Source organism: Hymenobacter negativus, from assembly GCF_017571495.1.
Lineage (GTDB): Bacteria > Bacteroidota > Bacteroidia > Cytophagales > Hymenobacteraceae > Hymenobacter > Hymenobacter negativus.
Genome location: NZ_JAGETZ010000019.1, coordinates 14628 through 30766 on the forward strand (window position 1 = coordinate 14628; position 16139 = coordinate 30766).

At 59.2% G+C, this 16139-nt stretch carries 16 protein-coding genes; 6 read left to right on the forward strand and 10 right to left on the reverse strand.

Features of this window, described 5'->3' with window-relative positions:
• Positions 1-35: 35 nt before the first annotated feature.
• The 8 genes from J4E00_RS26440 to J4E00_RS26475 form a co-directional block, all read right to left on the reverse strand.
• Complete coding sequence (locus tag J4E00_RS26440; RefSeq protein WP_208178358.1) at positions 36-335, reverse strand: hypothetical protein; 300 nt, start codon at positions 333-335, stop codon at positions 36-38.
• Positions 336-388: 53 nt separating this feature from the next.
• Positions 389-679 carry a hypothetical protein gene (locus tag J4E00_RS26445; protein ID WP_208178359.1) on the reverse strand — a complete coding sequence of 97 codons (291 nt, stop codon included), beginning with the start codon at positions 677-679 and terminating at the stop codon, positions 389-391.
• A 170-nt stretch (positions 680-849) separates the two neighbouring features.
• The gene (locus tag J4E00_RS26450; RefSeq protein ID WP_208178360.1) at positions 850-2256 is read right to left on the reverse strand and encodes a radical SAM protein; all 1407 of its coding nucleotides are present in this window, start codon (positions 2254-2256) and stop codon (positions 850-852) included.
• 256 nt (positions 2257-2512) lie between these two features.
• Positions 2513-3367: a tetratricopeptide repeat protein gene (locus tag J4E00_RS26455; RefSeq protein ID WP_208178361.1), complete on the reverse strand. Its 855-nt coding sequence runs from the start codon at positions 3365-3367 to the stop codon at positions 2513-2515.
• Positions 3339-3809, reverse strand: coding sequence for a hypothetical protein (locus tag J4E00_RS26460; protein ID WP_208178362.1), 471 nt, complete (start codon positions 3807-3809; stop codon positions 3339-3341). The genes J4E00_RS26455 and J4E00_RS26460 overlap by 29 nt, the downstream gene beginning before the upstream one ends.
• 80 nt (positions 3810-3889) lie before the next feature.
• Positions 3890-4321, reverse strand: coding sequence for a hypothetical protein (locus J4E00_RS26465; protein WP_208178363.1), 432 nt, complete (start codon positions 4319-4321; stop codon positions 3890-3892).
• A 128-nt stretch (positions 4322-4449) separates the two neighbouring features.
• Positions 4450-5691: a T9SS type A sorting domain-containing protein gene (locus J4E00_RS26470; RefSeq protein ID WP_208178364.1), complete on the reverse strand. Its 1242-nt coding sequence runs from the start codon at positions 5689-5691 to the stop codon at positions 4450-4452.
• Between the two features lie 68 nt (positions 5692-5759).
• Positions 5760-6533 carry a prolipoprotein diacylglyceryl transferase gene (locus J4E00_RS26475; RefSeq protein ID WP_208178365.1) on the reverse strand — a complete coding sequence of 258 codons (774 nt, stop codon included), beginning with the start codon at positions 6531-6533 and terminating at the stop codon, positions 5760-5762.
• A 344-nt stretch (positions 6534-6877) separates the two neighbouring features.
• On the opposite strand from J4E00_RS26475, the gene J4E00_RS26480 reads away from it, so the two are divergent.
• Both J4E00_RS26480 and J4E00_RS26485 read left to right on the forward strand, forming a co-directional pair.
• Entirely contained in the window at positions 6878-8569 is a 1692-nt protein-coding gene (locus tag J4E00_RS26480; RefSeq protein WP_208178366.1) for a hypothetical protein, read from the forward strand.
• A gap of 5 nt (positions 8570-8574) precedes the next feature.
• Complete coding sequence (locus J4E00_RS26485) at positions 8575-9801, forward strand: radical SAM protein (RefSeq protein ID WP_208178367.1); 1227 nt, start codon at positions 8575-8577, stop codon at positions 9799-9801.
• An 87-nt stretch (positions 9802-9888) separates the two neighbouring features.
• Here the strand turns inward: J4E00_RS26485 and J4E00_RS26490 are convergent, their stop codons facing one another.
• The gene (locus tag J4E00_RS26490) at positions 9889-10929 is read right to left on the reverse strand and encodes an SDR family NAD(P)-dependent oxidoreductase (protein ID WP_208178368.1); all 1041 of its coding nucleotides are present in this window, start codon (positions 10927-10929) and stop codon (positions 9889-9891) included.
• 165 nt (positions 10930-11094) lie between these two features.
• Between J4E00_RS26490 and J4E00_RS26495 the strand changes: the two genes are divergently transcribed.
• From J4E00_RS26495 to J4E00_RS26505, 3 genes are all read left to right on the forward strand, one after another.
• Complete coding sequence (locus J4E00_RS26495) at positions 11095-11649, forward strand: hypothetical protein (protein ID WP_208178369.1); 555 nt, start codon at positions 11095-11097, stop codon at positions 11647-11649.
• Positions 11650-11696: 47 nt separating this feature from the next.
• Positions 11697-12929: a tetratricopeptide repeat protein gene (locus J4E00_RS26500; RefSeq protein WP_208178370.1), complete on the forward strand. Its 1233-nt coding sequence runs from the start codon at positions 11697-11699 to the stop codon at positions 12927-12929.
• Positions 12930-12999: 70 nt separating this feature from the next.
• Entirely contained in the window at positions 13000-14037 is a 1038-nt protein-coding gene (locus J4E00_RS26505) for a bile acid:sodium symporter family protein (protein ID WP_208178371.1), read from the forward strand.
• Between the two features lie 81 nt (positions 14038-14118).
• On the opposite strand, the gene J4E00_RS26510 is transcribed toward J4E00_RS26505, so the two are convergent.
• A complete protein-coding gene (locus J4E00_RS26510; RefSeq protein WP_208178372.1) occupies positions 14119-14832 on the reverse strand; it encodes a dienelactone hydrolase family protein in 714 nt (237 codons plus the stop codon).
• A 162-nt stretch (positions 14833-14994) separates the two neighbouring features.
• Between J4E00_RS26510 and J4E00_RS26515 the strand changes: the two genes are divergently transcribed.
• Positions 14995-16041, forward strand: a complete 1047-nt coding sequence (locus tag J4E00_RS26515) for an LLM class flavin-dependent oxidoreductase (RefSeq protein ID WP_208178373.1) — start codon at positions 14995-14997, stop codon at positions 16039-16041.
• Positions 16042-16139: the final 98 nt, after the last annotated feature.

Sequence of the window (16139 nt, forward strand, 5' to 3'; positions counted from 1 at the left end):
GCTTATCTATTGATTATGGCCAAACCGGCCGCGTCTCAGTGCATGTTACCGAGCCCACCGCCGAGTAAAAACATGCCGGAGCATGCGCCAAACCCAATAATGAGCACCAAAAGCATACTCAGGAAGTACGGGGAGGCTCCCGCATCTTCCGGCCCCCGGCCCAGGTGGGTAAACCCCAGGATAAGGTTGAGCAATGCCTGACCCAGATAAAACGCCGCAAACGGAAAAATAGCTGCTGCATCAATGAATTTGGTAGCAATGCCCAGCACGACGGCTGCGCCTAACAAAACCAGCATGTTGTTGCGAATGATACTACCGAAAGTAGGCTTTCCCATAGCGAAGCGGTTGCGTGAATACAGTGAATTATAACAGTGCCACTTACTGCTTGCTAATGGTTGATGTGCAGATTTGAGAGCGCCAGCGCACAGAGGCCCAAGCCAATGAGCAGGACCAGTAGCGCCGACAAAATAAACGCTGTTACCCAACGCATTTTACCAAACAGCGACAGCATAACTGCGGCAATGCCGTTGATAACGGCCAGCACCACTATGGATATCGCTACGTTGCTGAGCGAACGAGTGAGTAGAAAATTAAGCAGCAGCAGGCCCAGGTTAATGGCAATGGGCCAGTTAATTGGCTTCTTGTTGTCGGGCGCTGGCGGTGGGGTGGAAGGCTCCATTAAATAGCTGATGTTACGCCGCAGCGGTGTGGTTGCCGGCTGTCAATAGGAGCTGCCGCACATGCTCCAGCCAATCAGCAAGAGCACCAGCCCGATGAGCACAATGATGAGGCAGCCGTTAACTTTTGGCTGTTTGTCCGGAGGTGTCCCAGTTGGTTTTAAAGACTCCATCACACTATGCCCACTCGTTCGCCCCGCAGTTCTTCCAGCCGCGCCAGCTTCTCCTGGTCGCGGTAGAAGATGTTCATGGTTTCGAAGGGAATGATTTTCAAATCCTTGCTCACGATGTGTACGCAGGATTTTTTCACGGCCCGCACGTCGAAATTATGCGCGTCCATGAATTGCAGGATGATGATGCGGAACAGGTTGTCGTAGCCCAGGTTGGGGGCCGAAACCTGGGGCAGGCAGCACAGCAGCTGGTTGATTTCGGGCACCACCGTATCTACCGTATTGGCGGTGCTGAAGAGCTTGAGCATGTGCTGGCGCAGGCGCGGGTCGCGCTCGTACACGATGGTGTTGCCACCGCTCTGGAGCAGCTCGGCGGGGTCGACGTAGCGGGTGAGGGGGAATACTTCGCCGTCCAGCTTCAGGGCGTAGGCCATGGCCAGCGCGTCGGGGTTGCAGGGCACGGGCAGCAGGTCGGCGGCCGTGAAAACCGGGCTTTGGTCGATGATGCCCTGGCGCACTTCAGTGAGCGAAAACGAGTCGGTTTCGGGGTTGAAATTGTCGAGCCGCCCGGCTGCCTGGGTGGGCTGAAATGTGACGCCGCGGATGCACTTCTGCTTCAGGGCGTAGTCGATGATGTCGCCCATCTCATCATCGTTCAGGCCCTTTTGCAGCGTCACCACCAGCGTGGTGCTGAGGTTATACTTATTCAGGTTCTCAATGGCTTGCTGGCGCACGGCGCGCAGGTCGCGGCCGCGCATGGTCAGCAGCACATGTTCGCGGAAGGAGTCGAACTGCAGGTACACCTCGAACGCGCCCGAGTAGGTAGCCAGCCGCGCCACGAAGGCTTCGTCCTTGGCCAGGCGCACGCCGTTGGTGTTCACCATCAGGTGCTTGATGGGCTTGCGCTTGCACATGTCCAGAATTTCCCAGAACTGCGGGTGCAGCGTAGGCTCGCCGCCGGATATCTGCACCACATCGGGCTCACCTTCATTGGCCACCACCAGGTCCACCATGGCCTCCACTTCTTCCAGTGTGCGGTGTCGGCCGTGAGTGGGGCTGCTTTCGGCGTAGCAGGTGGGGCAGGTGAGGTTGCAGCGGTCGGTTATCTCAATGACGGTGAGGCAGCTGTGCTGCTCGTGGTCGGTGCAGAGGCCGCAATCATACGGGCAGCCAAAGTGCGTGGCCATGTTGAAGCGGCGCGGGGTTTCGCTGGGCTTCACATAGTTGCGGATGCTCTTGTAATACTCAATGTCGGTGGCAATGCGCACCTTTTGCCGCCCGTGCTCGGGGCAGCGCTTGAGCATAAACACGTTCCCGTCCTCGAAGACGATTTTGGCTTCGATTCGGCGCAGGCACTCCGGGCACAGGCTGAGGGTGAAGTCGTAATAGGTGTAGGGCCGTTCGGGCATGATGGCGTTTGGAAAGAAGGGACGGGGAATAGGTGGCGGAAGATAGAGGCAAAACCGGAATTCCGCCATTCATCCTGAGCGCAGCGAAGAACCTCTTATCGCTGCGGCTTGATGGGAAATAAGAAATTGGTAACATCTGTCATCCCGGGCACCGCGCAGAACCTTCTCACCGAAGCTCGGTTGGCCATAAATGAACCGACTAATTGCCCAGGCGGGAGAAGGTTCTGCGCGGTGCCCAGGATGGCAGATGACGCTTTCACTTCCCCATCTTGCGCAGTGCCTGCGTCACTTCAAACTCCGTAATCTGACCCGGATAATTTGCGTAGAAAATGTTGTCTTCGTTCAGCCGATAGCCGCTAATCAGGGCCCGCTGGGCGGCGTCCAGATGTTGCCGGGCGGGTTCCTCCTGGCCCTGTGCCCGGTAGGCCAGCGCGAGGTAATAATTGCCTTCCGGGTGCTGCGCGTAGGCTTTCAGGCAGCGCTCCAGGTAGGCCTGGGCCTGCGGATACTGCTGCCGCTGCAATGCCAGCCGCCCCGCATAGAATAGCGTGTTGAAGTGAATTTCTCCTTGGCCACTGGTTCCACTTTGCAACCGCATGTCCTCGCTGAAATCGGCTTCGGCCTGCTTGTAGTTGCCCGTTTCCAGGTTGCACAGCCCCGCAAAGAATGCATAGGTGTGGTCCATTTCCCGGCCATTGGGCTTGAGCTTTGCCACGCGCCGGAAATCGGCAAGGGCCCCGGCGTAATCCTTCGTGAAAATGCACTTGAGAAAACCCCGGTAGGCCAGCCACTTGTTGGCATCCAGAGCCACGGCTTTATCTATCAGCGGAAAGGCTTTGGCATAGTCGCCGCATTTGATGAGCGGCATGGCCTTCTGCTGGTAGGCATAGGCAATGTTGGGGCAGGCGGCAATGAGGCTGTCGCAGTACAGGCCCCAGCGCGGGCTCAGGTAGCTGATGCGGTGCGCACCCCGGTCGAGGTAGCGGGCCACGAGCGTGTCCTGATACGCTTTGCTGCTGCAGTCGCCGGGTGCTGCTTGGGTAGGCTGCTGGCAGTGCCCCAGTCGCGCCAAGGCCAGCAGGCTAAGGAATAACGGCCACGACTTTCCCATTGCTGATTTTGAAAGTTAAATACGTGAAGTAATTGGCGAGCATGCCGTTCGACGTAGTCACGGTTCGCCAGTCTTTCAGCGTTTGCAAATAGGCATACAGCTCATTCACCAGCTCTTTGCGGAAATGGGTGGCCTGGTAATTAGCGTTGGTCTGGAGCACCTGCGTCTTGGGCAGTCGGTAGCCCGCGCAGTCCACTACAAACCGGAACGTGACGTAGCCGCTGCCCGAGTAGCGCTGGTTTCTGCGCTGCAGGAAGGCCGTTGCTTCGGCCGCCAGGGTTTCGGAGCTGCGCGGGTATTTGCCGCCTACACTGAAATAGGGCACGAAAGGCGACTTCGCACACGCCGGGTTGTGGGTCGTGGTGGTATCCATGTATTCGCCGCCCTCGTAGCTGAAGTTCTGGCTTCGGGCCGGTAGGTAGAATAGAATGAAAAGCAACACAATGGGGAGTTGCTTTGGTAGTTTCACCATGAGCTAAGTAGCTTCATTGCAGTACAGTGTGGCATGGGGTGAGATGGTAATCAGAAAGGCGACGGATATTTCTGCTTGCTCACTTTCCGATTGACGCGTCTGATTACCCGGTTGGGCGAAGGAAGAAGCTTACTCCAGTAAGTAACAATTGCGTCGTGCCCATTTGATTGCAAGCGCTGGACTTCGGTGAAGGGTATGAGGTTTGAGCCACCAATGTAACTACGACCATGCTCCGCCTGCCACTTCTTCACATAATCGAAGTAGTTACGTTTGCTCCCAAGCACGCTCCCCGATTCTCCCGTTATAAAAATCAAGCGCTTGTTCAGGAAGTTGAATTCACCCCGGACTTCCTGAAACCGGCTGTTAAAATAGGCTGCCTCCTGCGTGTTCAACGTTGGACTGTTGTTGAGCCCACAACTGTCCAGCTGTTGTGCGGGCAGCCGGCAGGGCAACAGGCAGAGCAGGGGAAGTAACCATTTCATGGGTCGGCTTTTAACTGTGCTGTGCAACGGCCCGACAGCCAAATAGCCGCTGCAGGTAGCTTCAGCGGCTATTTGGCTGTCGGGGTAGCAAGGTGAAAAGAAAATCGGGATTTGCCGCGCTGTTATTGCTACTCTCGCTGAAACGGCATGCGCTGGCTGCCTACCTCTAGGTAGTAGAGGCCAGCTGGCAGGGCCGCCACGGCCAGCTGGCGGCGGGCATCAGGGGCGGTGAGCACGAGGCTGCCCAACACGTTGAACACGCGTACCGGCTGGTTGGCCGGGGCCCCGCTAATGGTGAGGGCCGTAGCCGCCGGGTTGGGATAGATTTCTAGGGCCGGTGCGCCATGCCCCGGCAGCGTGGCCGAAACGATGCTGGAACAGAACTGAATGCGCGGGTTCTGGGCATCGTTGCAGGGAAACAGGTACTTGCTTTGGGACCAGCGCACCAGCGGATTAGAGCTTGATATCAAGGGCTTGAGGCCAGCGGGCATGGTAACCTGGGCGGTGCTGCCGTGCCCGAGGGCTACGTTTTTACCGGCGAGGCTGCCGTTGAATGTGTAATCACAAAGAGCATCGAGCAGGCGGTAGTAGGCGTAGTAGTCCAGTGCATCGAAGGCGGCTGCGGTATTGGGCACCACGTGGTCGGCGAGGTAGGTGTGGTTGGCCAGCGTATCGGAGCGCAGCATTAGGAAGTCCTTCTCAGCGGCCGGAATGTTGACATTTCGGAAGGCGTCGATGGCCATGCGGTGGTCGTTGGTATCATCGTCGTTGAAGATTTCGACCAGCAGGCGCGTGTTGCCTGGGAAGCTGGCCAACTCGGTGGGCGTGAGGTTGTACACATACCACGGCGCCAGCGAGTAGATGAAGCGGCCGTTCTGGCCCCAGCCATTATCCAAGAAGCAACGCAGGCCGTTGCCAAACGACGCCCCACCTCCGAAAGAATGGCCCAGAAAGCCCACCCGCGTGGTATCGATGATGGTGGGATAGCGGCGGGCGGCCCGCCGGAAGCCCTGCAGCAGGTTGGTGTAGCGGTCGGCCACCGTCACGCCCGTGGTTTGGTAGGGCACGAACACGATGGCGTAGCCTTTGCGGGCCGCAAACTCCAGCACCCCGCTGATGTTGGACGACACGTTCCCGCCAAATGCGTGGCTGTAGAAAATAGTAGGCACGCGCCCAGTGGCATCGGCGGGGTAGTACACCTCAATGTTGCGCCCCAGGAAGTTGAGGTTGGGAAATGAGACCGTGGCCACCGGATGCGGGCCATCGGAACCGTAGCCGGAGATAGGCTTGGGATAGTTGGGGTCGGCGTATTGGGCGTGGGCCGGGGCACATAGCAGCACCAGCAGCAGGAGGGTATAGAGTCGGAACATTTGGCAGGAGATTTTTTGCTGAATGGATAGCGAAATAGCCATTCAGTTTAATCAGCTAATGCCCCGAATTATGCCTTGGCAATAGTTGAGCCTTGATTCCTGCTCATAAACTCCTTGACCCAGAGCCACCCATAATACCCCAGCCCTGCTGCGCACGCCCACTGTATTGCCGTAAGCCCCAGCCCCGGCAGCGCCGTTGTGGGCTTGATAAACTCCACCAGCAGCCGGAACAGCAGGTAGCCACTCAGAAACAGCTGAAACCGCCGACCATCGGCCAAGGGGCTGCGCCGTTCCAGCAGCCAGAGCAGTAGCCCCAGCACCGCCAGAAATAGAATTTCGTAGAGGTTGGTGGGGTGGCGGGCGATGCCGTCGCCGAAGTTGATGCCCCAGGGCAGGGTGGTGGCGGTGCCGTAGGTGCCGTCTTCCAGGCCACTGAAAAAGCAGCCGAGACGCCCGATGCTCAGGCCCAGCAGGATGGGTAATACCATCAAATCGCCGCTGCTGGCTTTCACGCCCAGGTATTCCTTGGTGACTTCCACGCCAATGAGGCCGCCCAGGAAGCCGCCCACAATGGTTTTGTTGGTGAAATAATAGAGCCAGCCGCCGGGTGGGTGCACCAATAGCTCGGGGTGTTCCAGCAGGCCCAGCAGGCGCGAACCCAGCAGTGCCCCAGCGGCGGCCCCCACAAAAATCCATTGCCGATGCTCGCTGCTGATGCGGTCGGCGTGGCCAGCGCGCAGGTGGGTATACAGGCGGAAACCGAGGCTGTAGGCCAGTACCTCGCACACCAGATGCACAGGCAGACGGGCCGGACCAAGGGATAACTCGACGGGGAAATGCATAGCGCAAGATGCGCCGTAAAAACGAGTACCCCGAATTTTCAATTCGGCCCGGCAGAACAGCCAGTAGCAAAGGCAAAATCCAAAGCTGTGGCCCCAGCACGCTGCTCACCCAGTAGGAAAGGCACAGAAGCTCCCTGATGAGCTATATGAGTTGCGCCGTAATTACCCGTGTTGGGTAGTATTTGTAATGTCTTTTATTGGTGATATAATACAATGTTAGGCAACGTTTTAAAATAAATATTCATCCTTATTGCAGGTCTGCTCTTACTAATTATTGCCCTTGACAGAAATACCCAGCCGACTACCTTGGGCTCATGGTTTTACACCCATCTAATCCGCTCATTATGCAGCAGCTTTTCGCTTCCTTATACACGGTCCCTGGGTTGCTGGGGCTGTTTCGCCGGCGGGTGGTGGCTACCGCAGTGGCCTGGGGCACACTGGCCACTTTTACGCCACTCGTCACGGGGTGTAATTACTACCGGGGCCGCGAAAAAGAGGTGAGCCGAGAGAACGTGAACATGCTCGCCGACTCGAAGCTTTTTGTGGTGCACCAGGGCGCGGCGGTGTGGGAACTGCACCAGCCGCGTCTCAACGGCGAGGTGCTGGAAGGTACCCAACACCCATTGAGTGAAGTAGTGAAACCGCATGGCACGTTGCCCGACGATGGGTTCTCGCCTCGGTACAAGCTGAAGGATAAAGCCGTCGTGCTGAACATCGTGCACCTCTACGTGAGCAACGTGCAGAGCGGTGCCGAAGACCGGGTGAGCATTCCCTTTGCAGCCATCAAGCAGATTGATTTGGTGGAGAAAAATACCCGTAAAACCACAGCCAGCTACGTATTTGGTGGGCTGGGTATTGCCATTGGCGCCTTCGTGGTCATTGGGGTTATCGCCATCCTTACCAAAAGCTCCTGCCCGTTTGTGTACGCCTACGATGGGCACGACTACCGCTTCGTGGGGGAGGCCTACGGCGGGGCCATTTTCGCCCCGGCCGAGCGCAACGACTACCTGCCGCTTCCCGCCATTGAGCCCGAAAATGGCGAGTACCGCCTCAAAATCAGCAACGAGCTCAAGGAGCGCCAATACACCAACTTGGCCGAGCTGTGGCTGGTGCAGCACCCCGCCGGCACACAGGTGCTGCTCGACCAGCGCGGCCACGTCCAGACGCTGGCCCGGCCGCTGCCGCCCATGCAGGCCCGCTCGCAGGCCGGCCACGACTGCACCGCCCAGCTGCAAGCCACCGACCACAGTGCCTTTCTCTTCAACGAAGACCAGCCCGGCAGCACTCCTAATGAATTGACCCTGACCTTTCCCAAGCCCGCCGCCGCGCAGCACGGCAAGCTGGTGCTGCACGCCCAGAACTCGCTGTGGCTCGACTACCTCTACGGCGCGTTTATTGAAAAATTCGGTACCGCCTACAACGGCTGGGCTGCCCAGCAAAAGACCCAGCCCGCCGCAATAAACCGCCAGTGGAGTCTCGACCAGAGCATTCCGCTGAAGGTGTACGTGGAGGCCGGCCACGGCTGGCAGCTGGCCGAAACCATCCCGACCATCGGCCCACTGGCCTCGCGCGATTTGGTGGTGCCGCTCGATTTTGCCGTCAATGCCACTACTCAGGTGCGGGTGAAGCTGGAATGCGGCTTCATGTTCTGGGAAGTAGATTATGCTGCGCTCGACTGCAGCCCCAACGCTTCCGTACAGCTCGACAACTGCCGTCTCACCAGTGCCCGCACCGAGCGCGGCGCCGACGTCCGCGCCCAGTTGGCCGCCGATGACGCCCAGTATCTGAGCCAGCCCCGGCCCGGCTCGGTGGTGAGCCTTTGCTACGAAAGCCACCTGCCCAAGCCGGACGCCGGCACCCGCCGCACCGCTTTTTTGCGCACCAAAGGCTACTACGAGCACATCCGTGACTTCAAGGGCATGCCCAACCTGCCGGAATTATATGCCTTCAAAAAGCCCGGCCGCTTCATCGAATTCTCGAAGGAGAAATACCGCGCCACCACCCAACAGCTCACCCCCGTACTCGCCCAACGCTAAGCCATATGGAAGCCACGCTCATCACCGATATTACTTATGTGGAGGCGGCAGCCGCGCCGGTTGCCACGCCCAGCCTGCCGCCCGTGGTGCTTGCCTCTGCCCTGAAGCGTAGGCTTGTTGCGGGCGTTTTTAAGCTGGCCGAAGCGCGTTTGCTCTGGCGCTTTCTGCGCACGCCGGCCCGCGTGGGGCGGGCCATCAAGCGCGTCGATGACCTGAAAAGGAAATATTACGGCGACCTGAAAATCCGCAAAATCGCCCATGTGGCCGGCCGCTACTACCGCGAATATTACACGCCCGGATGGCCCAGCGTGGCTTACGACAACTACATTGCCACCACTATCAACCGGCTGGTGCCATTTCGAGGCGATACCGAAACCCTGAACCTGGTGTTTCTGGCCATTACTAAAAAGTGCCCGCTGGCCTGCGAGCACTGTTTCGAGTGGGATGCCCTGAACCAGCGCGAAACCCTGACGCGGGATAATATCCGCGAGCTAGTTGCTGCCTTCCAGGCCCGGCATGTCAGCCAGATTTTCTTCAGTGGGGGCGAGCCCATGTTGCGCGTGAACGACCTGATATCCGTGGTGTCTGCCGCCCGGCCCGGCACCGATTTCTGGGTGATAACCTCCGGCTTCAACTTCACTCGCGAAAACGCTGGCCGGCTCAAGCGGGCGGGTTTCACCGGCGTCACCATCAGCCTCGACCACCACGAGCCGGACCGGCACAATGCCTTTCGCGGCTCGCCGCAGGCCTACCAGAATGCCGTGCAAGCCGCGGCCCACGCCCACGCGGCCGGCCTGGTAGTAAACCTGTCGCTTTGCGTCACGCAGGAATTCACCACTGAAGCCAACCTGATGGCCTACGCCCGTCTGGCCCGACAGCTCGGCGTCACGTTCATCCAAATTCTGGAGCCACGCGCCGTGGGGCACTACGCCGGCCGCGCTGTCGACCTCAACCCTGCCCAACTGGAGTTGCTGGAAGCGTTTTACCTAAGGCTCAATTTCGGCCCCGATTACCTCGACTGGCCCTTGGTGCATTACTACGGCTACCATCAGCGCCGCATGGGCTGCACCGGTGCCGCCGACCGGTTCTTGTACGTCGACACCGACGGCGACCTGCACGCCTGCCCCTTCTGCCAGAAGAAGAGCGGCAGTGCGCTGGGTGGCTGCCTCAGTAAGTCGCTTGATGCGCTGAAAACCCGTGGCTGCCACGCCTTCGCCAACGCGGTGATATAAAAACTTGCGCCCCGAATTTCCAATTGAGCCCGTCAGAACACTAGTCGCTCACACGGGCCGAATTGGAAATTAGGGGTACAAGTTCTATTACTCGTTATTCTTTGCTGCAGCCTTGCGGGTTAGCGTAGTAAGGGGGGAACGGGTGATTTCCGATTCGCTCTCAAACCCGGTGCGGCGGGCGTTGGCAGCGGCGCTTTCGCCGGTGGCGGGCAGGGCACGGTTCATCCAACTCAGAATGTCGGTGGTGGTGCCGGGCAGCAGGCCGTGGAAGGCCGCCAGAAATTTGGCGGGCAACGAGAGGATTACCTCGCCGTCGCCGCGGCGGCAGGCGTTCCAGATTTGGCGGCCGGCCTGCTCAGCATTCATGGTGAGGCCGGGCAGCGAATCGGCGATGCTGAACCAGGCAAATTCCTTTTTGTGCTGACCTTTTACTAGGGCATGGTCGGGGCTGCCAGTGCGCATTAGGCCCGGACACACCGTAGTTACGCTGATGCCGTATTGGGCTAATTCGGCCCGAAACCCTTCGGAGAGGCCCACCAGGGCAAACTTGCTGGCGCTGTAGGGCGCCATATGGGGCAGGGCAACTTTGCCGCCCAATGATGAAATGTTGACGATGCGGCCGGCGCCCCGGCGGCGCATGCTGGGCAGCACGGCCTGCATGGCGTGCAGCGGTGCCCAGAAGTGAATGGCCATGGCATCCTCGTAGTCCCGCGAATCCATGTTATCGAGCGGGCCGCCGACGATAATACCGGCATTGTTGATGAGCACGTCGACAACTCCGAAGCGGCTTTCGACTTCGGCCACCATCGTGCGCACTTCCGTTTCGTTGGTGATGTCGCGGGAGAGGGTGAGCACGTCGGCTTCGGCCGCACCAGCCATCAACAGGTCCTGGCGGGCGCGGGCGAGTTCGGCCTCGTCGCGGGCGCAAATGGCTACCCGGGCGCCTTCGGCCACGGCTTGCCGGGCCAGCACGAGGCCCAGTCCACGCGAGCCGCCGGTGATGAGTACCACACGGCCATTCAGGTTGTAGGAGCCGCGGCGGTTGCCCCAGAGAGTGGCGGCCAGGGCTACGGTACCGAGGCCGGCGGCCAGCAGCCAGTTGGTTTTAGAGCGTTTGGCGTTTTTCATGAGTAGCTGTATGCCAAATGGCGCCGAAAGGTTGCACACCATGGGGCTACCACTCTTTTTTTGAGGATTTTGTGGCACGAAAGGTAGCTGACGGCGCGTTGGGGCGGCAAGGAGCGGGGATTTCAGCCGATATTTACTCCTCCCTTGCCCCCGTTTTTTTCTGTGATGATTGTGTTATCCCATCTCCGCCCCCTGAAATCTGTTTTGCTTGCGACGTTATTGGTAGCGGCCTTGGCCCCATTGGCTTCGGCCCAAGCCCCGGCCACTGTCAAAACCAAGACGAAAACTCCCGGCCAGTCCAGCGTCAAAACGAAAGGCCCGACCGCCAAAGCCACCCCAGCACCGGAAGAAGCTCCCCAAACGGAATTTGCTCCTGCTGCCGCCGTTGATGCCAAGGCCAATGCCCTCACCACCAACATGCAGCAGAACCTAGGCCTCACCCCGCAGCAAACGGAAAAAGTGCGCGTCATCAACCGCCGCGGCGTCGAACAGGTTGAAAATGGCCGCCTGCGCTACAAGTCCGACCCGCGCAAGCTGGCTGGCATCATCGAGAGCGCCGGCCGCTCGCGCCTCGAAGCCCTGAAAGACGTGCTCAATCCTGCTCAGTTTGCCAAATACCAGCGCAAGCGCGAAGAGAAAATGGGCGTGCCCAACGTGCAGGGCGTGCAAGGCAATGCCGCGCCCGGCTTGGGCAGCGGTGGGGGAGGCAACGGCGAATAATAGCGCACCCCTACTTTAGCGACGTGCAAGTTCCTTCAGACCTCGTCGTGCCTCTCTTTTTAGGGGTGCTCTTTGTCCTGCATGTGGTGAGCAGGCCAGTAGTGGTATTTCTGCACGAGTTGGGCCATAGCCTAATGTCTCGTGCAGTCGGCGCGAGTTCAGTCGACATGTATGTGGGGTCCTATGGAGAGCAGGACGATGCTTGGCGCGTCCTGTTGCCCGGCCGCATCACACTATGGTTTAAGTGGCGTATTTGGCCTGTGCAAGGCGGCCTTTGCTTAGCCAAATGGCCCGAAGGCTTCTCTGTGGGCACGGCCCGCTGGGTAGCTATATTAGTAGCAGGACCGGTTTCGTCGTCAATTGTGGCATGGTCGCTGATGTGGCCCGCATTCCATTACAATATTCATGGGGCGCTGAAGTTTATCTTGGTAGCGTTCACCGTTATCGCCCTGCTGGATTTGATGGGGAACCTGATGCCATCTATACGTAGCGCAAAGCAGTCACCGGGTGGAGTGGTCTATTCCGATGGCTACCGTTTGTACTTGCTACTTTCCAGAGCGTGGTTCAATATCAAGTCGCCGGATGAAGTAGTGATGGATAAGGCCATTGAATTATATAATGCGGGCAATTACGAAGCCAGTTTGCCACTGCTGCACGACCTGCTCGACCGGCTTCCCAACCAACACCTCTACCAGCTCGCCTTCAGCGCCTACTACAACACCCGGCGGTTTGCCGAAGCCCTGGAACTGGAAGAAAAGTATCCAGAATTTGCGACTTCATTTGATAGCCACGGTCCCACCCGCGCCTACCTGCTGTGTCGTGTCGAGCGCCTAGCTGAAGCGAAGGACCTGTACACGCAGTTACTCGCTGAAGCGCCTGTTGAAACCCGCACCATGTTGCATAATAATCGAGGCTACAGCTACCTGCTGGAAGGCAATTACGAAGCCGCCCTCCGTGATTTCAATGCCGTGCTTGAGCAAGAGCCGGACAATGCGTACACCTATGCCCAGCTAGGCCGCCTCCGTTTGGAGCAGGGGGATGCGTCTGGGTTAGCTGACCTAGGCCGTGCGCTGGAGCTAAACCCACAGGAGCCTTTCGTCTTCTGCAATCTCGGCCTGCACGCCCACGCCCAAGGTCGTTATGCTGAGGCCTTGTCCTATTTTGAGCAAGCCGCCGCTTTCGATGCGTACCTGCACCGGCTAGCTGAGTACACGGCCGCCGCCCGAGCCTGCTGCCCGCCGGCTGATAAAGCAGTGCTAGGCGCAACGCAAGCGGCTTGAGTTGCGCAATGTTAGCTGGGTGGGAGAGGGCCAGTGTGCACAAAAGGCACGGCAGCCCGTATTCCATGCCATGATACCAGCTGCTACGCCCCCCGCTCCCAACCGCTTCATCGCCCTCCTGTCCCGCGCCGGCCTCGACTGGTTTTTGCTGGCACTGCTTGGCGTGGTGGTGCTGGCTTACTTCCAGCCTGGCCTGGGCAGCAAGGCCAGTCCTGTGCCTTGGCACGGCATCACGACGGTGGGCGTGGCGCTGGTTTTCTTCTTTTATGGCCTAAAGCTGAGCTTTGCCAAGCTGCGGGAAGGCATGCGCAACTGGCGGCTGCACACAGTGGTGCAGGTTGCCACGTTTGGGCTGTTTCCGCTGCTGGCGTTGGCCGTGCGACCGTTTTTCGGCAGTGAGGGTGGTGAATTGCTGTGGCAGAGCATTTTCTTTCTGTGTGCGCTGCCCAGCACGGTTTCTACCTCGGTGGTGATGGTGAGCATTGCGGGCGGCAACCTGCCAGCGGCCATTTTCAATGCCAGCGTTTCGAGCCTCATTGGCATCGTGCTTACGCCGCTGCTCACCAGCCTGGTGCTGCACACCGGCACAGGCGGCAGCCAGCTGTGGGGCCTCGCGGTGCAGCTGCTGTGGCAGGTGGTGCTGCCGGTAGGGGCGGGCATCCTGCTCAACTCCCGCTTCAGCGCTTTGGTCGACCATCACAAGGCCGGCCTGCGCATCTTCGACCAGATTACCATCCTGCTCATCGTCTTCACTGCTTTCTGCGAGTCCTTTGCCGAAGGCATCTTCACCCGCTACCAACCAGCCGACATCGCGAAGCTCGGCGCGGGCATGGTGGCCCTGTACCTGGTGGTATTCGGGGCCATCTGGGGCCTCACGCGCCGTCTGGGCTTCCCCCGCGCCGACCAGATTGTGGCCGTGTTTTGCGGCTCGAAAAAGTCGCTGGTGCACGGTAGCGTGATGGCCAGCCTGCTCTTTCCCGCCAGCGCCGCTACTGGGCTTATTCTGCTGCCGCTTATGCTCTATCACGCCCTGCAAATCATCCTGGCCAGCAGTATGGCGCAGTATCTTGGTCGGCAAACGGCGGCCGAAGTTTCTGTTGCTGCCTGAGCAACTTCTTAATAAAAAAAGAAGGTCATGCAGCGCGTAGCGAAGCATGACCTTCTGTAAAATACATCGAATACTAAAAAATTACGCCCCCAGCTTCTCCTTAAAGAACGCCAGTGTCAGGCCCCAGGCTTCGGCGGCGGCTTCGGGGTGATAGCTGGGCCGCTCGTCGCAGTTGAAGCCGTGGTCGGCGTAGGAAATGACGGTGTTGATATAGGGCTTGCTGGCAGCGTCTAAGGCCTCGGTTACTTCGGCAATGTGCGCTTTGCTGATGTGGGCATCGAGCCCGCCCCAGAAGAAAAGGTGCGTAGCGTGCAGGTCACGCGCGCGGTCCTTAATGGTGTGGGTGCCGCCGCCATAGTAGGAGACGCCCGCCGCCAACGGCAGCACGGCATTGGCCAAAAACGATACGCGCCCACCCAGGCAGAAGCCGATGCTGCCGATTTTATCAGCTTTCACCAAAGCCTGTGATTTCAGCCAGTCATAGGATGCCTGCAGGTCGGAGGTCAGGTCCTCGTTGTTGATGGCGCTGTAGTGCGGCGCGGCCACGGTGCCGAAGTCCGAATACGCAATTTCCAGGCCCGGCGCGGCCGTGCGGTGGAACAGTTCGGGGGCAATAACGGCGTAGCCGGCCGCCGCCAGCCGGTCGGCCACGCTACGGATGTGGTGGTTTACACCGAAGGCTTCCTGTAGGAGAATGATGCCAGGCACCGGGCCGGTAGCGGCGGGAAAGGCGGTGTAGGCGCGCATCTCGGTGCCATCGGCTACGGAGAGGGTGACGAAATTTTGGTCGCTCATGAAAGTTGTTGAATCGAAAGTCCGGGTGCTTAACAGCCGAAGCAGCATTTGTTCAGCGGGCGGTGCTTCTTTGGCTGCGTGCCCCCTTGCATCCGTAAACCGGATGGTATTGCCAGTGGTTCTGTAAGGCAATATTCTTTCCCTCTGTAATCCCTCCCTGTTATGTCTGCTTCCAAAATCCGTCTTAACGTACTCGACCAGTCGCCCATCCGACCCGGTAGTACGCCCCGTCAGGCCCTGCTCGAAACCGTTGAACTGGCCCAACTGGCCGACCGCCTGGGCTACACCCGCTTTTGGGTGAGCGAGCACCACAACACCAGCACCCTGGCCGGCTCCACACCGGAGGTGCTCATTGCCCACCTCGGCAACCATACCCGGCACATCCGCCTGGGCTCTGGCGGTATTATGCTGCCGCACTACTCCGCCCTGAAAGTTGCCGAGAACTTCCGCATGCTCGAAAGCCTGTTTCCCGGCCGCATCGACCTGGGCATGGGCCGTGCCCCCGGTGCCGACCGCCTCACGGCCTACGCGCTGAATCCCAGCAACCAGTTCAATGAGAAGGATTTTGTGGAGCAGCTCATGGACCTGCAAGCCTACCTGCGCGACGAGAAAGTGCCCGACACCATTCACGAGCGCGTGATGGCCATTCCGCAGTCGCCCGAAGCCCCGGAACTCTGGATACTCAGCTCCAGCGGCCAGAGCGGCTTGTTTGCGGCGCACTTGGGCATGGCCTTTTCGTTTGCGCAGTTCATCAATGGCAACGGCGGGCCAGCGGCCGTGCGCCAGTACCGCGAGCGGTTCCGGCCCTCGCTGGAAATGGCCGCGCCCCTGGTCAACGTGGCGGTATTCACGCTTTGTGCTGATACCGAAGAAAAGGCGAATGAGCTGCGTAAAGCCATGGACATGCAACTGATTCGCTTTAATCGAGGCGAATTTCGCACGTTTCCCTCCACTGAGGAAGTGCGCAGCTACCAGTTCACGGCCGAGGACCAGGCCCACCTTGCCCACAACCGCAACCGCGTGGTGAGCGGCACGCCCGAGCAGGTGCACGCCCAGTACACCAAGCTAGCCGCCGAGTACGAAGTCGACGAAATAACCGCCGTTACCATCACCGCCGATTTCCAGGACCGCCTGCGTTCCTACGAGCTGCTAGCCGAGGCTTTCGAGCTGAAAGCTGCGCCGGTGGGAGAGGCGGCGGCTTTTGCCTAAGCTCTTGTGTGAACGAGAAAGGGTTAATGCCTCCGAGAAAGGCGGCAAACAAAAGCCTGGCTGCTGCCAGGATTTTGTTGCTGATAATCAGTTGTTTG